At 70.5% G+C, this 17,413-nt stretch carries 19 protein-coding genes; 9 read left to right on the top strand and 10 right to left on the bottom strand.

Annotated features, from left to right (window positions below; genetic code table 11):
• Positions 1 to 34: 34 nt before the first annotated feature.
• Complete coding sequence (locus tag BHQ18_RS05260; protein WP_069412709.1) at positions 35 to 466, bottom strand: MarR family winged helix-turn-helix transcriptional regulator; 432 nt, start codon at positions 464 to 466, stop codon at positions 35 to 37.
• A gap of 118 nt (positions 467 to 584) precedes the next feature.
• Here BHQ18_RS05260 and BHQ18_RS05265 point away from each other — a divergent pair, with 118 nt between their 5' ends.
• Genes BHQ18_RS05265 through BHQ18_RS05280 form a run of 4 tightly spaced genes read left to right on the top strand, consistent with a single transcriptional unit; the run spans position 585 to position 4,805 of the window.
• Entirely contained in the window at positions 585 to 2,633 is a 2,049-nt protein-coding gene (locus BHQ18_RS05265; RefSeq protein WP_069412524.1) for an MMPL family transporter, read from the top strand.
• The gene (locus BHQ18_RS05270; protein WP_084293891.1) at positions 2,560 to 3,387 is read left to right on the top strand and encodes an alpha/beta fold hydrolase; all 828 of its coding nucleotides are present in this window, start codon (positions 2,560 to 2,562) and stop codon (positions 3,385 to 3,387) included. Before BHQ18_RS05265 ends, BHQ18_RS05270 begins: the two co-directional genes overlap by 74 nt.
• A 9-nt stretch (positions 3,388 to 3,396) precedes the next feature.
• The gene (locus BHQ18_RS05275; RefSeq protein WP_069412525.1) at positions 3,397 to 4,605 is read left to right on the top strand and encodes a cytochrome P450; all 1,209 of its coding nucleotides are present in this window, start codon (positions 3,397 to 3,399) and stop codon (positions 4,603 to 4,605) included.
• Positions 4,606 to 4,610: 5 nt separating this feature from the next.
• On the top strand, positions 4,611 to 4,805 hold the full coding sequence (locus BHQ18_RS05280; RefSeq protein ID WP_069412712.1) for a ferredoxin: 195 nt from the start codon (positions 4,611 to 4,613) through the stop codon (positions 4,803 to 4,805).
• Here the strand turns inward: BHQ18_RS05280 and BHQ18_RS05285 are convergent.
• Genes BHQ18_RS05285 through BHQ18_RS05295 form a run of 3 tightly spaced genes read right to left on the bottom strand, consistent with a single transcriptional unit; the run spans position 4,802 to position 7,361 of the window.
• A complete protein-coding gene (locus tag BHQ18_RS05285) occupies positions 4,802 to 5,437 on the bottom strand; it encodes a hypothetical protein (RefSeq protein ID WP_069412526.1) in 636 nt (211 codons plus the stop codon). The genes BHQ18_RS05280 and BHQ18_RS05285 overlap by 4 nt on opposite strands.
• Positions 5,434 to 6,069 carry a PaaI family thioesterase gene (locus BHQ18_RS05290; protein WP_069412527.1) on the bottom strand — a complete coding sequence of 212 codons (636 nt, stop codon included), beginning with the start codon at positions 6,067 to 6,069 and terminating at the stop codon, positions 5,434 to 5,436. Before BHQ18_RS05290 ends, BHQ18_RS05285 begins: the two co-directional genes overlap by 4 nt.
• Entirely contained in the window at positions 6,066 to 7,361 is a 1,296-nt protein-coding gene (locus tag BHQ18_RS05295; protein ID WP_069412711.1) for an adenylosuccinate synthase, read from the bottom strand. Before BHQ18_RS05295 ends, BHQ18_RS05290 begins: the two co-directional genes overlap by 4 nt.
• Before the next feature lie 99 nt (positions 7,362 to 7,460).
• Here BHQ18_RS05295 and BHQ18_RS05300 point away from each other — a divergent pair, with 99 nt between their 5' ends.
• From BHQ18_RS05300 to BHQ18_RS05310, 3 genes are read left to right on the top strand one after another with little or no spacing between them, the layout of a single operon-like run.
• Positions 7,461 to 8,063, top strand: a complete 603-nt coding sequence (locus tag BHQ18_RS05300; RefSeq protein ID WP_069412528.1) for a peptidase M50 — start codon at positions 7,461 to 7,463, stop codon at positions 8,061 to 8,063.
• Between the two features lie 20 nt (positions 8,064 to 8,083).
• Complete coding sequence (locus BHQ18_RS05305; protein WP_069412529.1) at positions 8,084 to 8,866, top strand: site-2 protease family protein; 783 nt, start codon at positions 8,084 to 8,086, stop codon at positions 8,864 to 8,866.
• A gap of 46 nt (positions 8,867 to 8,912) precedes the next feature.
• Positions 8,913 to 9,803, top strand: a complete 891-nt coding sequence (locus tag BHQ18_RS05310) for a cation diffusion facilitator family transporter (protein ID WP_069412530.1) — start codon at positions 8,913 to 8,915, stop codon at positions 9,801 to 9,803.
• 7 nt (positions 9,804 to 9,810) lie between these two features.
• Here the strand turns inward: BHQ18_RS05310 and BHQ18_RS05315 are convergent, their stop codons facing one another.
• The gene (locus BHQ18_RS05315) at positions 9,811 to 10,227 is read right to left on the bottom strand and encodes a DUF3151 domain-containing protein (protein ID WP_069412713.1); all 417 of its coding nucleotides are present in this window, start codon (positions 10,225 to 10,227) and stop codon (positions 9,811 to 9,813) included.
• A gap of 72 nt (positions 10,228 to 10,299) precedes the next feature.
• Here BHQ18_RS05315 and BHQ18_RS05320 point away from each other — a divergent pair, with 72 nt between their 5' ends.
• Complete coding sequence (locus BHQ18_RS05320; RefSeq protein ID WP_069412531.1) at positions 10,300 to 11,094, top strand: Rv0361 family membrane protein; 795 nt, start codon at positions 10,300 to 10,302, stop codon at positions 11,092 to 11,094.
• A gap of 7 nt (positions 11,095 to 11,101) precedes the next feature.
• Here the strand turns inward: BHQ18_RS05320 and BHQ18_RS05325 are convergent, their stop codons facing one another.
• Positions 11,102 to 12,115: an alcohol dehydrogenase catalytic domain-containing protein gene (locus BHQ18_RS05325; protein ID WP_069412532.1), complete on the bottom strand. Its 1,014-nt coding sequence runs from the start codon at positions 12,113 to 12,115 to the stop codon at positions 11,102 to 11,104.
• 73 nt (positions 12,116 to 12,188) lie between these two features.
• Here BHQ18_RS05325 and BHQ18_RS05330 point away from each other — a divergent pair, with 73 nt between their 5' ends.
• A complete protein-coding gene (locus tag BHQ18_RS05330) occupies positions 12,189 to 12,902 on the top strand; it encodes a DedA family protein (RefSeq protein WP_234794089.1) in 714 nt (237 codons plus the stop codon).
• On the opposite strand, the gene nhaA is transcribed toward BHQ18_RS05330, so the two are convergent.
• Genes nhaA through BHQ18_RS05350 form a run of 4 tightly spaced genes read right to left on the bottom strand, consistent with a single transcriptional unit; the run spans position 12,899 to position 17,413 of the window.
• Positions 12,899 to 14,746, bottom strand: coding sequence for a Na+/H+ antiporter NhaA (nhaA, locus tag BHQ18_RS05335; protein WP_069412533.1), 1,848 nt, complete (start codon positions 14,744 to 14,746; stop codon positions 12,899 to 12,901). The genes BHQ18_RS05330 and nhaA overlap by 4 nt on opposite strands.
• Positions 14,743 to 15,861, bottom strand: a complete 1,119-nt coding sequence (locus BHQ18_RS05340; protein WP_069412534.1) for a glycoside hydrolase family 76 protein — start codon at positions 15,859 to 15,861, stop codon at positions 14,743 to 14,745. Before BHQ18_RS05340 ends, nhaA begins: the two co-directional genes overlap by 4 nt.
• Before the next feature lie 15 nt (positions 15,862 to 15,876).
• Positions 15,877 to 16,521 (bottom strand): TrmH family RNA methyltransferase, encoded by a 645-nt coding sequence (locus BHQ18_RS05345; RefSeq protein WP_069412535.1) that lies wholly within the window; start codon positions 16,519 to 16,521, stop codon positions 15,877 to 15,879.
• Positions 16,514 to 17,413, bottom strand: coding sequence for a hypothetical protein (locus BHQ18_RS05350; RefSeq protein WP_069412536.1), 900 nt, complete (start codon positions 17,411 to 17,413; stop codon positions 16,514 to 16,516). The genes BHQ18_RS05345 and BHQ18_RS05350 overlap by 8 nt, the downstream gene beginning before the upstream one ends.

Consider the following 17,413-nt stretch of genomic DNA (forward strand, 5'->3'; position numbering starts at 1 on the left):
GCCCAACATGCTGACCAAGATACGGCGGTGCGGCTCAACCGGGGACGACGCTGTCGTCGAGTTCGTCGCGGAACTCGCGCATGGCCGCGATGAGCGCGGTGAACGTGCGGTGCGCGGCGGCCAGGTCGGAGTCGGACAGCCCGGCCAGCGCGCCGCGGGTGCGCGCGGACAGCGGGGTGAAGAACCCGCGCGCGACGGTCCGCCCGTGCTCGGCGACCCGCAGGATCACCTTGCGCCGGTCGGTCGGATCCGAATCGCGGATGAAGTGCCCGGAGGTGATCATCCGCTCCACCAGGTAGGTGATCGCCGCCCCCGACATGCCCATCCGTCTGCGCAGGTCGCCCGCCGTCAGCGGCGCTCCGGCCGTCTCGGCCACCATCACGTACAGCAGGGCCCGAAAGTCGTTGGCCGCCACGTCATGCCGACTCGCGAACAGCCTGCCGATCTCGTCGGTCTCGGCGTTCATCGCGCGCACGTCGGCGGCGATCGTCGCCTCCAGTGCGTCACGGTCCGCGGTCACGCCGAAAGCATAGGTCGGCGGCCGCGCATTTGATTAATTGTTAAGATTCTGAAATATTTGTGGAATGTCCCGGCGTCTTTCCTGGATTCTCGCCGCCCTGGTCGTGCTGGCATCCGGTGCCCTGATGGGGCTGATCGGCAGCGACGACTCGAGTTCCCAGTCCCCAGTACCCGTTCCCGAATCGGCCGAATCCGCACGGGTGGACGCCCTGCTCGCCGAGTTCCCCGGCGGCGACAGCGCACCCGCGATCGTGGTGGTCACCCGCGAGGACGGCGCGCCCCTGTCCGGCGCCGACACCGCCGCGGTCAGCGGAAAGTGGCCGGGCGCCCAGGTTTCCGAGGACGGCGCCGCGGCGCTGGCGGTGGTGCCGCTGAGCGGTGACCTGTCCGGTTTCGCGCTCACCGACGAGGTCGAGAAGGTCCGGGCGCAGGCCGACGACGGGCTGCCCGCCGATCTGCGCGCCGAGGTCACCGGCGGACCGGCCTTCGGCGCCGACATCGCCGACTCGTTCTCGGGCGCGAACTTCACGCTGCTGGCGGTCACCGCGACCGTGGTGGCGCTGCTGCTGATCATCACCTACCGCTCGCCGGTGCTGTGGCTGGTGCCGCTGCTGGTGATCGCGTTCGCCGACCGGGTCGCCGCGGTGCTGGGCACCGCGGTGGCCCAGTCGCTGGGGATGACGCCAGACGGGTCGACCTCCGGGATCACCAGCGTGCTGGTGTTCGGCGCGGGCACCAACTACGCGCTGCTGCTGATCTCCCGCTACCGCGAGGAACTGGCCCGCACCGACCAGCACCACGACGCGCTGGACACCGCGGTGCGCCGGGCCGGGCCGGCGATCGTGGCCAGCAACGCCACCGTCGTCCTGGCGCTGCTGACCCTGGTGCTGGCGACGTCGCCGAGCGTCGAGAGCCTCGGCGTGCAGGCGGCCGCCGGGCTGGTGGTGGCCGCGGTGTTCGTGCTGCTGGTGCTGCCGCCGCTGCTCGGGTTGTTCGGCAAGCGGCTGTTCTGGCCGTTCATCCCGAAGGTCGGCGACCGGGCGCTGACCGACTCCGGGTTCTGGCACCGCATCGCCGAGGGCGTGGCCCGCAAACCCGCGGTGGTGGCGACGACCGCGATCGCCGCGCTGGCGCTGCTGTGCACCGGGTTGCTGGCCACGCCGATCGGCCTGTCGCAGACCGAGCAGTTCCGGGTGCAGGCCGAGTCGGTCAGCGGCTACGAGCGCCTCTCCCAGCACTTCCCCAGCGGCCTGACCGACCCGACCCGGGTGGTCGCCGACACCGCGCGCGCCGCCGACGTGCAGCGCGCGATCACCGGGACCCCCGGTGTGGTGTCGGCGAACCCGGCGGGCCAGAGCCCGGGCGGGTTGACCCAGTGGTCGGTCGTGATCGACGCCGAGCCCGCCTCCGAGGGTGCGTTCGAAACCATTGACCGGCTGCGGGATTCGGTGCGCGACGCCGACCCGACGGCGCTGGTCGGCGGCTCCGACGCGACCGCGCGGGACGCGAGCGCGGCGGCGTCGCGGGACCGCGCGGTGGTGATCCCGGCGATCCTGCTGGTGGTGCTCGCGGTGCTCTACGTGCTGCTGCGGGCCGCGCTGGCGCCGCTGGTGCTGGTGGCGGTGACGGTGCTCAGTTCGGTGGCCGCGCTGGGACTGGGCGGCTGGGCCAGCGTGCACCTGTTCGGCTTTCCCGCGCTGGACAACACCACCCCGCTGTTCGCGTTCCTGTTCCTGGTGGCGCTCGGCGTGGACTACACGATCTTCCTGGTCACCCGCGCCCGCGAGGAGACACCCGAGCACGGCACCCGCGGCGGGATCGTGCGCGCGGTGTCGGCCACCGGTGCGGTGATCACCAGCGCCGGCATCGTGCTGGCGGCGGTGTTCTGCGTGCTCGGGGTGCTGCCGCTGATCGTGTTGACCCAGATCGGGATCATCGTCGGGCTGGGCATTCTGCTCGACACGTTCGTGGTGCGCACGGTGATCATCCCGGCGCTGTTCACGCTGATCGGCCCGCGGATCTGGTGGCCGGCGCTGCGCGATGCGGACTACCGTGCCAACGGTGGAGGAGCACAGGGTCGCCACCGCGCTGGGCAGGCTGCGGATCCGCACTAGCGGTCACGGCCCGGCGCTGATGTTGTGGCCCAGCCTGCTGATGACCGGCGACATGTGGTCGGCGCAGGCGGCGCACTTCAGCGCCACGCACCGCGTCGTACTGGTCGACCCACCGGGGCACGGCGGAAGCGAAAAGTTGTTCGCCCCCTTCACATTCGAGGACTGCGCGCGCTGCGTCGTCGACATCCTCGACGCGCTGGGCATCGACCGGACCCACTTCGTCGGCAACTCGTGGGGCGGGATGATCGGCGCCACGTTCGCGGCCGAGCACCCCGGGCGGATCGGGCGCGCGGTGTTGATGAACTGCACCGCGTCCCCGGCCGGCGCCCGGCAGAAGCTCGAGTACGGGTTGCTCCTGCGCGTGGCCGCGCTCATCGGCGGCATCCGACCGCCGCTGACCCGGTCGGTGCTCAAGGCGTTCCTCGGCCCCACCACGATGCGCACGCGGCCCGCCGTCGTGGCGTTCGTGCGCGCGGCAGCCGCCGCCGTCGATGTGTCGTCGTGCGCGTGGGCGGTCAAAAGCGTCGTACCCGCGCGACCCGACCAGCGCGCGCTGCTGGCGCAGGTCACCACGCCGGTGCTGGTGGTCGCGGGCAGCGAGGACGCGACGTTCCCCGTCGCCGAGACGCTCGCGATGGCCGACGCGATTCCCGGCGCGACCGGCGTGGTGCTCGACGGCGTCGCGCATCTCGCCGGTCTGGAGGACCCCGACCTGACGAACAAACTCATCGAGGAGTTCGTCTCGCGCGGGTAGCGTCGGGTCATGACGCGAGCACCAGCGCCGCCGCCGGTCCACATGCGGCGCGACGCGTTCACCCCCACCGCGGAGCTCGCGCGCATCCGCGAGACCACCGGCGTCAGCACCGTGACGAACACGTTCGGTATGACGGTGTACCTGGTCACCCGCCACGACGACGTCAAAGACGTGCTCTCCGATCACGAACGGTTCTCCAACAGCAGACCGCCGGGTTTCGTGATGCCCGGGGCACCAACGCTTTCCGACGAGGATGTGGCCAGCGCCCGGGCGGGCAACCTGCTCGGGCTCGATCCGCCCGAACATCAGCGGCTGCGCCGGATGCTGACCCCGGAGTTCACGATCCGACGGATGCGGCGGCTCGAGCCGCGCATCGCCGAGATCGTCGACGGCCAGCTGGACCTGATGGAGAACAGCGGAGCACCAGCCGATCTCGTCGAGCATTTCGCGCTGCCGATCCCGTCGCTGGTGATCTGCGAACTGCTCGGGGTGCCGTATGAGGACCGCGCCGACTTCCAGCACCGCAGCGCGCGGCAACTCGACCTGTCGCTGCCGTTCGCCGAGCGACTCGAGTTGCAGCGCGCCGGCCGCGCCTACATGCAGTCGCTGGTCGCGCGGGCCCGGCAACACCCCGGCGACGACATCCTCGGGATGCTGATCCGCGAACACGGCGGCGAACTCAGCGACGACGAACTCGTCGGCATCGCCGGGCTTCTGCTGCTCGCCGGGCACGAGACGACGTCGAACATGCTGGGTCTGGGCACGCTGGCGCTGCTGCGCCACCCCGATCAGCTCGCCGCCGTGCGCGACGATCCCGACGCCGTCGGTCCCGCGGTCGAGGAACTGCTGCGCTGGCTGTCCATCGTGCACACCGCGATTCCGCGGATCACCACCACCGACGTCGAGATCGCCGGCGTGCCGATCCCGGCCGGGCAGCTGGTGTTCGCGTCGCTGCCGTCGGCCAACCGCGACCCGGACTTCGTCGGATCGCCCGACGTGCTGGACATCGCGCGCAGCGCGGCCGGGCACGTCGCCTTCGGCCACGGCGTGCACCACTGCCTGGGCGCGCCGCTGGCCCGCATGGAGATGCGCATCGCGTTCCCCGCTCTACTGCAACGGTTTCCGGAACTGCGGCTGGCCGAGGATTTCGCCGACGTGCAGTTCCGGTCGTTTCACTTCATCTACAGGCTCAAATCGCTGGAGGTCACTTGGAGATGAGCAACGTGAAAGTGCATGCCGACCGCGACCTGTGCATCCAGGCCGGTAACTGCGTGATGTCGACCGACGCGGTGTTCGACCAGGACGACGACGGCATCGTCGTGGTGCTCGTCGACGAGGTGCCCGACGACGAACTCGAACACGCCCGCGAAGCCGTGAAACTGTGTCCGGCGCAAGCGCTTCGGCTCGTCGAGAGCTAGACCGCGCGGGGCTGGCGCATCAGCAGCACGCTGACCACCAGCACCCACGCCGGGAACGTCAGCGCCAGCCACATGGTGGTGTCGCCGGCGGCCAGCAGCCCGACCGCCAGCAGGTAGCTCGCGCCGACCAGCCAGCGCGGCATCAGCCCGGTCCTGAGCCAGATGGTGGCCAGCGACATCATGAACACCGCCGCCATCCGCAGCCCGTAGGTCTTGGAGATCGTCAGCAGGATCATCTGCCCCACCGCGGCGACCGCGGGATGACCGGCCGCGCCGCCGCGTTCGAGTCCGGCGCCCACCCCGGCCGCGACGAACATCATCGCCAGGAACAGCAGTCCGCTGCCCAGCAGCACCGTCGAGAAGAACTTGTCCTCGTAGTCGCCCAACCCGTCGCGCACCACGCCCAGAAACCACAGGAACGCGATACCGGCGAACGGCATCAGCAGCGCGGCGATCCGCAGGTTCACGCTGCCCTCGCGCAGCCACTGCGAACCCGGCGGAGCCCCCTCGGGCAGCGCCAACCGGATCAGCACCAGCGCCGCGGCGAACAGCACCGCGAACAGCACGCCGGCCAGCGCCGCGGCCCTCGGAGTGGTGAGCCGCCGCAGCCGCCGATCGGCGGGTCCGGTCACGGCTGGCCGGCGAGCAGCTGAATCATCAGGCCGTGGGCCTCGGCGAGCAGGTTGTCGTCGGGGTCACGCAGTTCGGCGTTGACAAACGCCTTGCGGCCCTGCGCTTCCCGCATCCACCCGCGGGCGGTCAGGTCGGTGTCGATCGGCGTCACCTTGCGGTAGTCCACGTGCAGGAAGCCGGTGCGGCTGATCGGTCGGCCGACCGCGTGGATCACCATGCCGAACACCGAGTCGAACAGCAGTGGCAGCACCCCGCCGTGCACCGCGCTGTTACCGCCGACGTGGAACCGGCTGAACCGCACCGTGAGGTCGACCCCCTCCGGATTCAGCCGGACGTCGGTGTAGGGCGGCATCAGCAGGCTGCCGGCTCCCGGCAGCGACGGCACCCGGTTGGCGGGCCCGACGCCTTCAGCGGCCGCGAACGGGTCCAGCAGAGCCACCAGGTTCTCGACTTGGTCGGCGGCGCGGTCCCAGGTGTCGCTGTCGGGATCGGCGGACACGGCGAGGTCCTGCGCGCGGCGCATCGCGGTGAGGAACCGTCCGAAACCCGGGCCGGGTTCGGCGCGTTCGTAGTCGGGGAAGCCGCCGTGTCTGTCGTAGTCGGGGTCGGTCAGGTGGGGGTCGTCGGTCACGACGGAGCCAGGATGTCGCGGCGCACGATCGTCTGCTCCCGGCCGGGGCCGACGCCGATGCACGAGATGTGCGCCCCGGCAAGCTCTTCGAGACGCAGTACGTAGTCACGCGCCCGGGCGGGCAGATCGTCGAACTCGCGGGCCCCGGAGATGTCCTCCCACCAGCCGGGCAGCTCCTCGTAGATCGGTTCGGCCAGCGCGATGTCGGACTGGGTCATCGGCATGTCGTCGACGCGCTTGCCGTTGACGCGGTATCCCACGCACACGGGCACCGTCTCCAGGCTGGAGAGCACATCGAGTTTGGTCAGGAAGTAGTCGGTGATGCCGTTGACCCGGGTGGCGTAGCGGGCGATCACCGCGTCGAACCATCCGCAGCGCCTGCGCCTTCCGGTCGTGACGCCGAACTCGCCGCCGGTCTTGGACAGGTACTCGCCGTTGGCGTCGAACAGCTCGGTCGGGAACGGCCCGGAGCCGACGCGGGTGGTGTAGGCCTTGAGGATGCCCAGCACCGTGGTGATGCGGGTGGGCCCGATACCCGATCCGACCGCGGCACCGCCGGCCGTCGGATTCGACGACGTGACATAGGGATACGTGCCGTGGTCGACGTCGAGCAGGGTGCCCTGCGAGCCCTCCAGCAACACGGTCTCGCCGTTCTCCAGCGCGGTGTTGAGCAGGTAGCGGGTGTCGGCGATGCGGTGTTTGAACCCCTCGGCCTGCGCCAGCAGGGTGTCGACCACCTCGGCGGACTCCACCGCCTTGCGGTTGTAGATCTTGACCAGCACCTGGTTCTTGAATTCCAGTGCGGCGTCGATCTTCTCGGCCAGCAGCACCGGGTCCAGCACGTCGGCGACGCGGATCCCGATCCGGGCGATCTTGTCCTGGTAACAGGGCCCGATCCCGCGGCCGGTGGTGCCGATCTTCTTGCTGCCCGCGTACCGCTCGACGACCTTGTCGATCGCCACGTGGTAGGGCATCAGCAGGTGCGCATCGGCCGAGATCAGCAGCCGCTCGGTGTCCACGCCCCGGTCGATCAGACCCTGCAGCTCGGTGAGCAGCACCCCGGGGTCGACCACGACACCGTTGCCGATGACGTTGGTGACCCCCGGCGTCAGGATTCCCGACGGGATGAGATGCAGGGCGAAGTTCTCCCCTGTCGGGAGTACGACGGTGTGGCCGGCGTTGTTGCCGCCCTGGTATCGCACGACCCACTGAACACGGCCACCGAGTAGATCGGTGGCCTTTCCTTTGCCCTCGTCACCCCACTGAGCGCCGATGAGCACTATTGCCGGCATGGCGTAGTCTCCCGCTTGATTCTGCATCGACGCTGGCGTTGCCATCGACGCTGTACAGCCGGTGAGCTACCTTATCCCAGCCGCGTGTGAGGAGTTGGCATGAGCACCGCCGACGTCGTGGTGTTGCCGTGCGGAGCCCTCCGGATACCGCGCCCGCTGCGCGGCCTGCCCACGGCCGAATCCGCCGATGTCGACTGCCGCCGGTTGGTCGTGGTGGGCTCGGACGCCGACGTCGCGGCCGTGCTCACCCGGCTGATGCGCACCGAGCGGCTCGGCGTCGAGGTGGCCCACGTCCGGCGCCCCTGGCAGGCCCGCCGGGCGCTGAGCGCCCCGGCGAGCCGGGTCCCGCTGATCCGCGACGACAGCGGCACGGCCGTCGTCGGCGCGGCGCTGTGGCTGGGTGAGGCGCAACTGCACCGCGGTGCGCGGGCGGCGAAGCTGACCGGGGAGGCCGTCGTCGACGACGAGGTGCTGTTCGACGGCACGGTCACCGGGGTGCGGATCGAGCCCACGTCGACGCTGCCCGGGCTGCGGGCGGCGGTGCTCTCGCCGCACATGCGGCCGGGCCGCTGGCTCGCCGGCCGGGCCGCGCAGCTGGGCACCACCGGGGCGTTCGTGGTGCGCGACGGGCAGTTGGGCACGCGTGCGGTCCGGCGATCGACCCTCTACCGGCACACCGAGGGTTGGCTGCGGGTGGGTTGAGCGGTCGGTAGCGTCGACGCGTGAGCGTTCGCCCGCTGCACCGGCCGGTGCGGCCCAGCCCGGTCTTCCTGGCGATCGTCGCGGCCACGGTGGCCGGCGGCGTGCTGGCCTGGTTCTGCGCGACCGACGCCCGCCGACCGTTGGCCTACGTCGCGGTGTTCACGTTCGTGATCGCGGGCTGGCTGGTGTCGCTGTGCATCCACGAGTTCGCGCACGCGTTCACGGCGTGGCGGTTCGGTGACCGCGACGTCGAGGTCCGCGGGTACCTGACGCTCAACCCGCTCAAGTACTCCAACCCGCTGCTGTCGATCGGGCTGCCGGTGCTGGTCATCGCAATCGGCGGCATCGGGTTGCCGGGCGGCGCGGTGTACGTGCGCACCGCGTGGATGACGCCGCGCCAACGCACGCTGGTCAGCCTGGCCGGCCCGGCCACCAACCTGGTGTTCGCCGTGGCGCTGCTGGTGCTGACCGCCGCGCTCTTCGACCCGGCCCACGGCGTGTTCTGGTCCGGTATGGCGTTCCTGGGGTTCCTGCAGGTGACCGCGTTCGTGCTGAACATGCTGCCGGTGCCGGGGCTGGACGGGTACGGCGCGCTGGAACCGCACCTGAGCCCGCAGACGCAGCGCGCGGTCGCCCCGGCCAAGCAGTGGGGGCTGCTGATCCTGCTGCTGCTGTTGTTCACCCCGACGCTCAACCAGTGGTTCTGGCAGACGGTGCTGTGGGTCTTCGACTTCTCGGGGGTGCCGCGGCCGCTGGTGTGGAGCGGCAGCGCGTTGACCCGCTTCTGGTCGGCCTGGTTCTAGCCCCGTGACCTTGCCACATATGCGCGTTTACGCATAGATTGCTGGCATGGGTGCCGGCCACGATCACAGTCACGGGGACGCCCGGGTCAGCCGCATGATCATCGCGGCGGCGATCCTCACCGCGTTCTTCGTGATCGAGCTCGTCACCGCATTGCTGATCAACTCGATCGCGCTGCTGGCCGACGCCGGTCACATGCTGACCGACCTGGTCGCGATGTTCATGGGCCTGACCGCGGTGCTGCTGGCCCGGCACGGCAAGGCCTCCCCGGCCCGCACCTACGGCTGGCACCGCGCGGAGGTGTTCACCGCGGTCACCAACGCGGCGCTGCTGCTGGGCGTCGCGGCGTTCATCCTGTACGAGGCGATCGAACGGATCGGCGACGCGCCCGAGGTGCCCGGGATGCCGATGATCCTCGTGGCGTCCGCCGGGCTGGTGGCCAACCTCGTCGTCGTACTGCTGCTGCGGTCGCACTCGGAGACCAGCCTGGCGGTCAAGGGCGCCTACATGGAGGTCATGGCCGACACGGTCGGCAGCATCGGCGTGCTCATCGCCGGCGTCGTCACGGTCACGACGAGCTGGCCCTACGCCGACATCGTGGTCGCGGTGTTCGTCGCGCTGTGGGTGCTGCCGCGGGCGTTCTCACTGGCCCGCGCGGCGCTGCGGATCCTGTCCGAGTCGTCGCCGGCCCACATCGACGTCGAGGAGCTGCACTCGGCGCTGTGCGCGGTCGAAGGCGTCACCGATGTGCACGACCTGCACGTGTGGACGCTGGTGCCCGGCAAGGACATGGTCACCGCGCACCTGACCAGCAACCGGGACTCGGCGCAGGTGCTCGACGACGCCCGCGCGGTGCTGACCGCCCGCGGGCTCGACCACTCCACGGTTCAGGTCGAACCGGCCGAAAGCAGCGGGGACTGCAACTGCGAGGCCGAGTAGACCGGGCTCAGGCCAGCCCGAGTTCGGTGCGCGCGCCCGGATCGCAGTCGTCGAGCAGATCGAGGCAGCGCTGGTTCTCGTCGGTCTCGCCGATCGCGTCGGCGGCCCGCGCGAGCGCGGCCACACAGCGCAGGAACCCGCGGTTGGGCTCGTGGCGGTACGGGACGGGCCCGAAACCCTTCCAGCCGTTGCGGCGCAACTGGTCGAGCCCGCGGTGATACCCGGTGCGCGCGTAGGCGTACGCCGTGATCGCCTTGTCGTCGGCCAGCGCCTCCTCGGCAAGGGCGGCCCACGCGACCGACGCCGACGGGTGCGCGGCGGCGACGATCGCCGGCTTCTCCCCGGCCGCGAGTTCCTCTTCAGCCTCGCTGTCACCGGGCAGCAACACCGGCTCCGGCCCGAGCAGATCACCCATCCGTGTCATGGCGTCCATTGTGCCGTGCCGGTCGGTGACTAAGCTTCCGGCGGTAGCTTCACGAGGAGGAAGAGCGCAGGCATGTCGAACCCATCAGGGCCTGACCAGCCCGAAGACGATTCGAACGTCGCCGACGGCGCAGGCGCTCCCGACGAATCAGCCACCGAGGCGTTCGAACACGACGCCGACCACGAACCGGCGACCGAGATCATGTCGGCGGCGCCGCCGCCGGACCCGAGCGAAGGCGGTGACGCCGAACCCGGCGAACGCCGGTTCACCGCCCCGTCCGGTTTCGACGCGGGCACCACCCAGCGCATCGACACCCCCGCCGAACCGGCCACCGAGGTGTTCGCCGCCCCACCCGGCGCCAAACCTGTTGCCCCACAGATGATTCCACCGCGCGGCGAGGCGCCCAAGCCGTCGCAGCAGCAGCGGCGGAGCTGGGGATGGGTGGCGGCGGTGGTGCTGGTCATCGCCGCGCTGGTGGCGATCGCCGTGCTCGGCACGGTGCTGTTGACCCGGGACTCCAAACCGAAGGTGTCGCAGGAAGAGATGGTCCGCTCGACCATCGAGGAGTTCGACGCCGCGATCCAGAGCGGTGATCTGGCCAAGCTGCGCGGCATCACCTGCGGCAGCAAGCGCGACAGCTACGTCAAGTACGACGAGAAGACCTGGGCGGAGATCCACGAACGGGTGGCGGCGGCCAAGCAGTACCCGGTGGTGGCCAGCATCGACCAGGTCATCATCAACGGCGACCACGCCGAGGCCAACGTCACCGCGTTCATGGCCTACGCGCCGCAGACCCGTTCCACGCGCAGCTTCGACCTGGAGTTCCGCGACGAGCAGTGGAAGATCTGCCAGGCCCCGGTCAGCTGAGCACCGGTCACATCGTCAGGACCATCCGGTAGCGGGCGCGGCCCTCGTCCATCGCCGCGTACGCCTCGGCGACCTCGGCCAGCGGCCGTTCCTCGATCCGGGCGCGCACCCCGCTCTGCAGCGCGAAGTGCATCGTCTCCTCCACGTCGCGGGAGGTGCCCGACGGGTGGCCGCTCACGCTGAGCCCGCCCATGATCAGATCCGCCGGGGAGATCGGCAGCGGGTCGGCGGTCACGCCGACGATGACCAACTCGCCCTCGGGCCCGAGCCCGCCGACGGTCGCGCCGATCGCCGCGGAGTTGGCCGCGGTGGCCAGCACCACGGCCGCACCGCCGAGATCCCGTAGCGCACCGGCGACGTCCTCGGCGCTCGAGTTGATGTAGTGGTGGGCGCCGAGTTCCTTTGCGTCGTGCGCCTTCTCGCCACCGCGCGCGATCGCGACGGTCTCGAAGCCCATGGCCCGCGACCACTGCACGCCGAGGTGCCCGAGCCCGCCTATACCGAGCACCGCCACCAGGTCACCGGGCACCGCGTTCGTGCGGCGCAGCGCGTTGAACGTGGTCACCCCCGCGCAGCCCATCGGCGCGGCTTCGGCGAACGACAACCCGTCGGGGATCCGGACCAGCGCGGTCACCGGCGCCGTCACCGACTCGGCGTAGCCGCCGGGATAGGCCAGGCTCGGAATCTGGAACTGCAGGCACTGCATGAACTTGCCCTTGCGGCAGGGCACACAGCGGTTGCAGTTGCCGCCGAACCACCCGACCGCGACCCGGTCACCGACCGCGAAACCCTCGACACCGTCGCCGATCTCCGCGACCGTGCCCGCGATCTCGTGACCCGGGGTCAGCGGCCAGCTCACCCCGGGGAACGCACCGTTGATGACGCCGGCGTCGGTGCCACACACCCCGCACGCGGCGACCGTGATCCGGACGTGGTCACGCGGCGGCGAGACGGTCTCGGCGTCGGTGAGGTGCAGCTCTCCCCCGACAGATTCGACGTGCACTGCCCTGTGTGTCGCCATCCGGTGAGCGTATCGGCATCGACGTTGCCGGGCCCGACGAAACAGACCGGTATCTTGGAGCCCTGTGACCACCATGACCCTGGCCGCGACCGACCAGCTCGCGTTGATGCCCGACTTCCTGGACCCGATGACGTTGCTCGGGTACTTCGGCGCCTGGGCTCTGGTGGGCCTGCTGGTCGTCATCTTCGTCGAATCCGGGGTGCTGTTCCCGATCCTGCCGGGCGACTCGCTGCTGTTCGTCGCCGGCATGCTGGCCGCCGGTACCGCCGCGCTGGCCGAGGACGGCGGCGAGGTGATCAATTTCCAGCTCTGGCAGCTGCTGGTGTTCATCCCGATCGCCGCGGTGCTCGGCGGTCAGGCCGGCTACTGGATCGGCCGCAACCTGGGCACCGCGATGTTCAAACCCGACGCCCGGTTCCTCAAGCAGAAGTACCTCGAGGAAGCGCATCTGTTCTTCGAACAGAGGGGGCCGTTCGCGATCGTGATCGCGCGGTTCGTGCCGATCGTCCGGACGCTGGCGCCGCTGACCGCCGGCGCGGCCCGCATGAGCTACGGCGTGTTCACGCTGTTCAACGTGATCGGTGCGCTGGTGTGGGGCATCGGGCTGACGCTGCTGGGGTACTGGCTCGGCCGCTTCGAGGTCGTCCAGCAACTGCTCGAGCCGATCGTCATCGCGATCGTGGTCGTCTCGGTGCTGCCGATGTTCATCGAGTGGTACAAGCGGCGCCGCGCCGCCAAGCGCGCCGGGATTCCGGCCCCGCCGATCGAGACGGGTGAACAGGCCTAATCGCGGCCGCGCTCCAGCGCGCGGATCAGGCTGGCGGCGTCCCACGGGCCCTTGTGCCGCACGCCGTTGACGAAGAACGTCGGCGTGGAGTTCAGATCCATCACCTCGCTGTCCTGGGCGTCGTCCTGCACGTGGTGCAGCACCTTGGACGCGTGCACGCGCACGTCCCGGTCGAAGCGTTCGATGTCGCAGCCGGCGGCCACCGCGTAGCGGTAGATGTCGGACCATTCGAGGTCGTCCTGATGGCCGAACAGTTCGTGAGCCATCTCCCAGAACCGGCCCTGCAGCGCGGCGGCCTCGCTGGCGCGGGCGGCGTCGAACGCGTGCGGATGGGCCCGCTCCAGCGGCATGTGGCGCCACACGTAGCGCAGTTCGGCGCCGAAGTGCTCGCGGACCTCGTCGATCGCGCCGGTGGCCCGGCTGCAGAACGGGCATTCGAAGTCGCCGTACTCGACCAGGGTCAGCGGCGCGTCGGGGTCGCCCTTGATGTGGTCGCGGTCCGGGTCGACCGGGCGGACGAGCTTGAGGCCGACCGGGTCGGGCGGGCTGAGCCGGTCGGTGAGCTTGAAGATCGCCCAGCCGAGGGCGAACGCGACGACCGAGGCGATCAGCACGCCGATGATCGCCTGCTCCTTGCGGGTCGGGTCGTCGATGGCGATGTCGACGATGAACAGCGAGATCGTGAACCCGATACCGGACAGCGCCGCGCCGCCGGCGACCCGCCGCAGCGACATGCCCGGCGCGAGTTCGCCGATCCGGCTGCGGGCCATGAGCCACGTCGCGGTCGTGATGCCGACGAACTTGCCGATCACCAGGCCCGCGACGATGCCCCACGTCAGCGGCGAGCGCAGTGCGGCCGTCACGCTCGCGGCGTCGAGCACCACCCCGGCGTTGACCAACGCGAACAGCGGCAGCACCAGAAACGACACGTACGGCCCGACGGCCATCTGCAGGCGTTCGTTGATCGAGATCGAGTCGCGCAGACCGCGGGTCACCTCGCGGGCGTAGCGCGAATTCGGCGACTGCCGGAACGCGCGGATCCGCTGCACGACCTCCTCGACCTGGCTGCGTTGCGGTGAGAACACCGGAATCAGCAGCGCCACAGCGACACCGGCCAGCGTCGGGTGGATGCCGGCCATGAACAGCGCCACCCACAGCGCGAACCCGAGCGCGGCGTAGGCGGGTCCGCGTGCCACCGGCAGGAACCGCACCGCCGCGATCGCCGCCACCAACACCAACGAAACCACCAGTGGCGCAACGCTGATCCGTTCGGAGTAGAACAGCGCGATCACCAGCAGCGCGCCGACGTCGTCGACGACGGCCAGGGTGAGCAGGAAGATTCGCAGCCGCGCCGGGAACTTGGGTTTGATGACGGCCAGCGCGCCGATCAGGAACGCGGTGTCGGTGGAGATCACCACGCCCCAGGCTTGCGCGTTCTCGCCGGACGGGTTGAACAACAGGAAGATCGCGGCGGGTACGGCGAGCCCGGCGATGGCGGCGACCACCGGCACCGCCGCGCGGGCGCGTTCGGTGAGCTCGCCGATCGCGAACTCGTGTTTGACCTCGAGGCCGACGATGAAGAAGAAGAACGCCATCAGCCCGTCGTTGATCAGGTGCTTGACCGTCAGCTCGAACCGGTGCTCGGCGAAGGCGAACCCGACGTGGGTGTCCAGCAGCGTCCAATAGCTGTCGGCCCACGGCGAATTCGCCCAGACCAGCGCGGCGATGGTGAACAGCAGCAGCAGGACGGCGGCGGTGTTCTCGCCGGTTCTGGTGGCCTTGGCGTCGCGGCTGAACCGGGCGGGCAGCATACGGACGATCCGCGGAATCGACTCCGCGGTCATGCGGTCGGCTGGTCCTCGCGCGCGGTCACGGTGTGCGCGGCTTCCATCAGCATCCAGCCCGCCAGCTGTACCGACAGGTCCCGCTCGGGCACCTCGGAGGCGTTGACGGCGCCCTCGACGAACTGCGCTTCGGCGCCCGCCGCGGTCGGCACCTCGGCGACGCGGTCCCAGAACGCGCCGAACAGCGGCAGCCCGTCGATGCTCTGACAGTTCTGCCAGGCGGCCTCAGCCGAGGCGAGCACCAGCTTGCCGGCGGTGTCGCGCGCGGCGGCGTCGGCGTCGGTGCGCTGCGGCAGCGTGGTGACGACGACCGCGAGGTACCGCGCGAGGATCCCGTTGAACAGTCCGCCGTCCCCCCCGCCTGCGCCCTTGATCACGCCGTCGGGCGCCATGTGCGCGGCGACCGCGGCGACCAGGCGGTGCACCCGGGGGGCGTGGTCGGCGTCGTCGGTGCGCGCGGCCAGTTCGGCCTCCAGACCCAGCACCACGCCCTGGCAGTAGGTGTACTGCGCGCGCACCAGCGAGCCGCCCTTGATCCCGTCGAACACCAGGTGGGTGTCGGGGTCGATCAGCGTCTCGTCGATCCAGTCCGCCATCTGCTGGGCCCGGCGCAGCCGGTCATAGCGGGCCAGGAAGATCGCGGCCGGGCCGTTGGCGGGGGCGTTGAAGAACTGGTCCTGTTTGCGCCACGGGATCCCGCCGCCGTCCTCGGGCACCCAGCTGTTGAGGAACTGTTCGGACAGCTTCTTGAGCGCGCCCGCCTTGACCACGCCGGCGTGCCGTCCGGCCCGCTCCAGCGACAGCGCCAGCCACGCCATGTCGTCGTAGTAGTCGTTGACCCAGGACAGGTTGTTGCGCAACCGGTGTCCGCGGATCTGGCGGGCGATCCGGGTCAGCCGCTCGGGCTGCGGATCGCGCAGCTGCGCGTCGACGAGGTTGTCGAGCAGGTGCGCCTGCCACCAGTAGTGCCAGGTGCCGAACCACCGGTGCCTGCGCGCGGCGGGCCAGGCCACGACGCCGAGCTGGGTGCCGGGCAGCCCCCACAGCCGCTTGAGGTGTCGGGCGGTGATCGCGGCCTCGGCGCTGGCGGCGCGGTTGGCCCAGAGCTGGTCCATACCGTCGATCCTGCCCTACCAGGCCTGTGAAAGGTCTCCGTGTCGGGTGATCCAGGCGTGCATCGCGATGCCCGCGGCGACTCCGGCGTTGATGCTGCGGGTCGAGCCGAACTGGGCGATCGACACCGTCACCGCGGCGCCGGCGCTGGCCTCGTCGGTGATGCCGGGCCCCTCCTGGCCGAAGATCATCAGGCAGTTCCTCGGCAGCGTCGTCTGCTCGATGCGCGCGGCGCCGGGGATGTTGTCGACGGCGACGACGGTGAGCCCCTCGGCGGCGGCGAAGGCCAGCAGGTCGGCGGTGGTGTCGTGGTGGCGCAGCCGCTGGTAGCGGTCGGTGACCATGGCTCCGCGCCGGTTCCAGCGGCGCCTGCCGACGATGTGCACGGTGTCGACGGCGAACGCGTTCGCGGTGCGCACCACCGCGCCGATGTTGGCGTCGTTGCCGAAGTTCTCGATCGCGACGTGCAGGGGGTGGCGGCGCCGGTCGATGTCGGCGATGATCGCCTCCCGCGTCCAGTAGCGGTAGGCGTCAACGACATTGCGGGTGTCACCGTCGCGCAGCAGCGCGGGGTCGTAGCGCGCGTCGTCGGGTGGCGGGCCGGGCCACGGCCCGACGCCGGGCGATTCGCCCCATTCGGTGGGGCCGGGTGTCTCAGTCACCCTTGGTCCACAGCGCGGCGTGGGTGCCGACGAGCGAGACCGTCGCGTACAGCAGCGCGTTGTTGATCTCGCCCTGCGTGCACAGCGACGCGCGCACCTGGACCGCGTCGCGGGAGGCGTCGGGCAGCACCAGCACCGACGCGCCGTAGATGTCGCAGGCGTGGCTGAGGCCGGGCGCGGGCAGGGTCGGGGCGACCAGCACCATCGCGGGCCCGCCCCGCTGTTCGGTCACTTCGCGGTATTGCTCCGCGAGCCCGTCGATCTGGAGTCCGATCAGCATGTAGCCGTTACCGGTGAACGCGTTGGGGTCGCCGAGCGCCGTCGGGTCGAGCATCGCGCCGTCGGCGCGGAACGCGTCGAGGCTGGTGGTGCTCAGCGACAGCCCGGTGTCCTGGTCGCGGGTGGCGGGCAACCCGACCGGGTAGGCCGCCGGATACGCGACGGTGGTGCCTTCGATCCGGTCCTTCGGCGAGTACACGTACACCCCGCGCACCTGCACCTGGTCGCGGGCGGGTCCGATGCACACGGTGCCGGTGAGGCGGTCCGGTGTCTGCGCCGAAACCGGTTGTACGCCAAGGTCGGTGATGTCGCGGCAGCCGTCGGTCGCGTTGGCTTCGACCGGGTGGGCCAGCGCACCGGACAGGCCGAAGCGGATGTCCTCGGGTTTGGTGCGCGGCGCGTCGGGGTCCGCCGGGGATGCGTCGACGTCGACGAGCACGTGGTCGCCCTCGAAGCGCAGGTTGGTCAGCGACATGTTCCAGCCGAGTACGGCCAGGGATTCGCCGATCGTCGCGGTCTGGGTGGCGTACGGCGACGCGGGTGTCTTGTCGCCCGAGCACGCGGAAGCCACCAGAACGACGACCGCGGTCAGCGTCGCGATCAGCGCGCGCAC

Origin of the sequence: Mycolicibacterium flavescens (assembly GCF_001722335.1) — a bacterium.
Lineage (GTDB): Bacteria > Actinomycetota > Actinomycetes > Mycobacteriales > Mycobacteriaceae > Mycobacterium > Mycobacterium flavescens.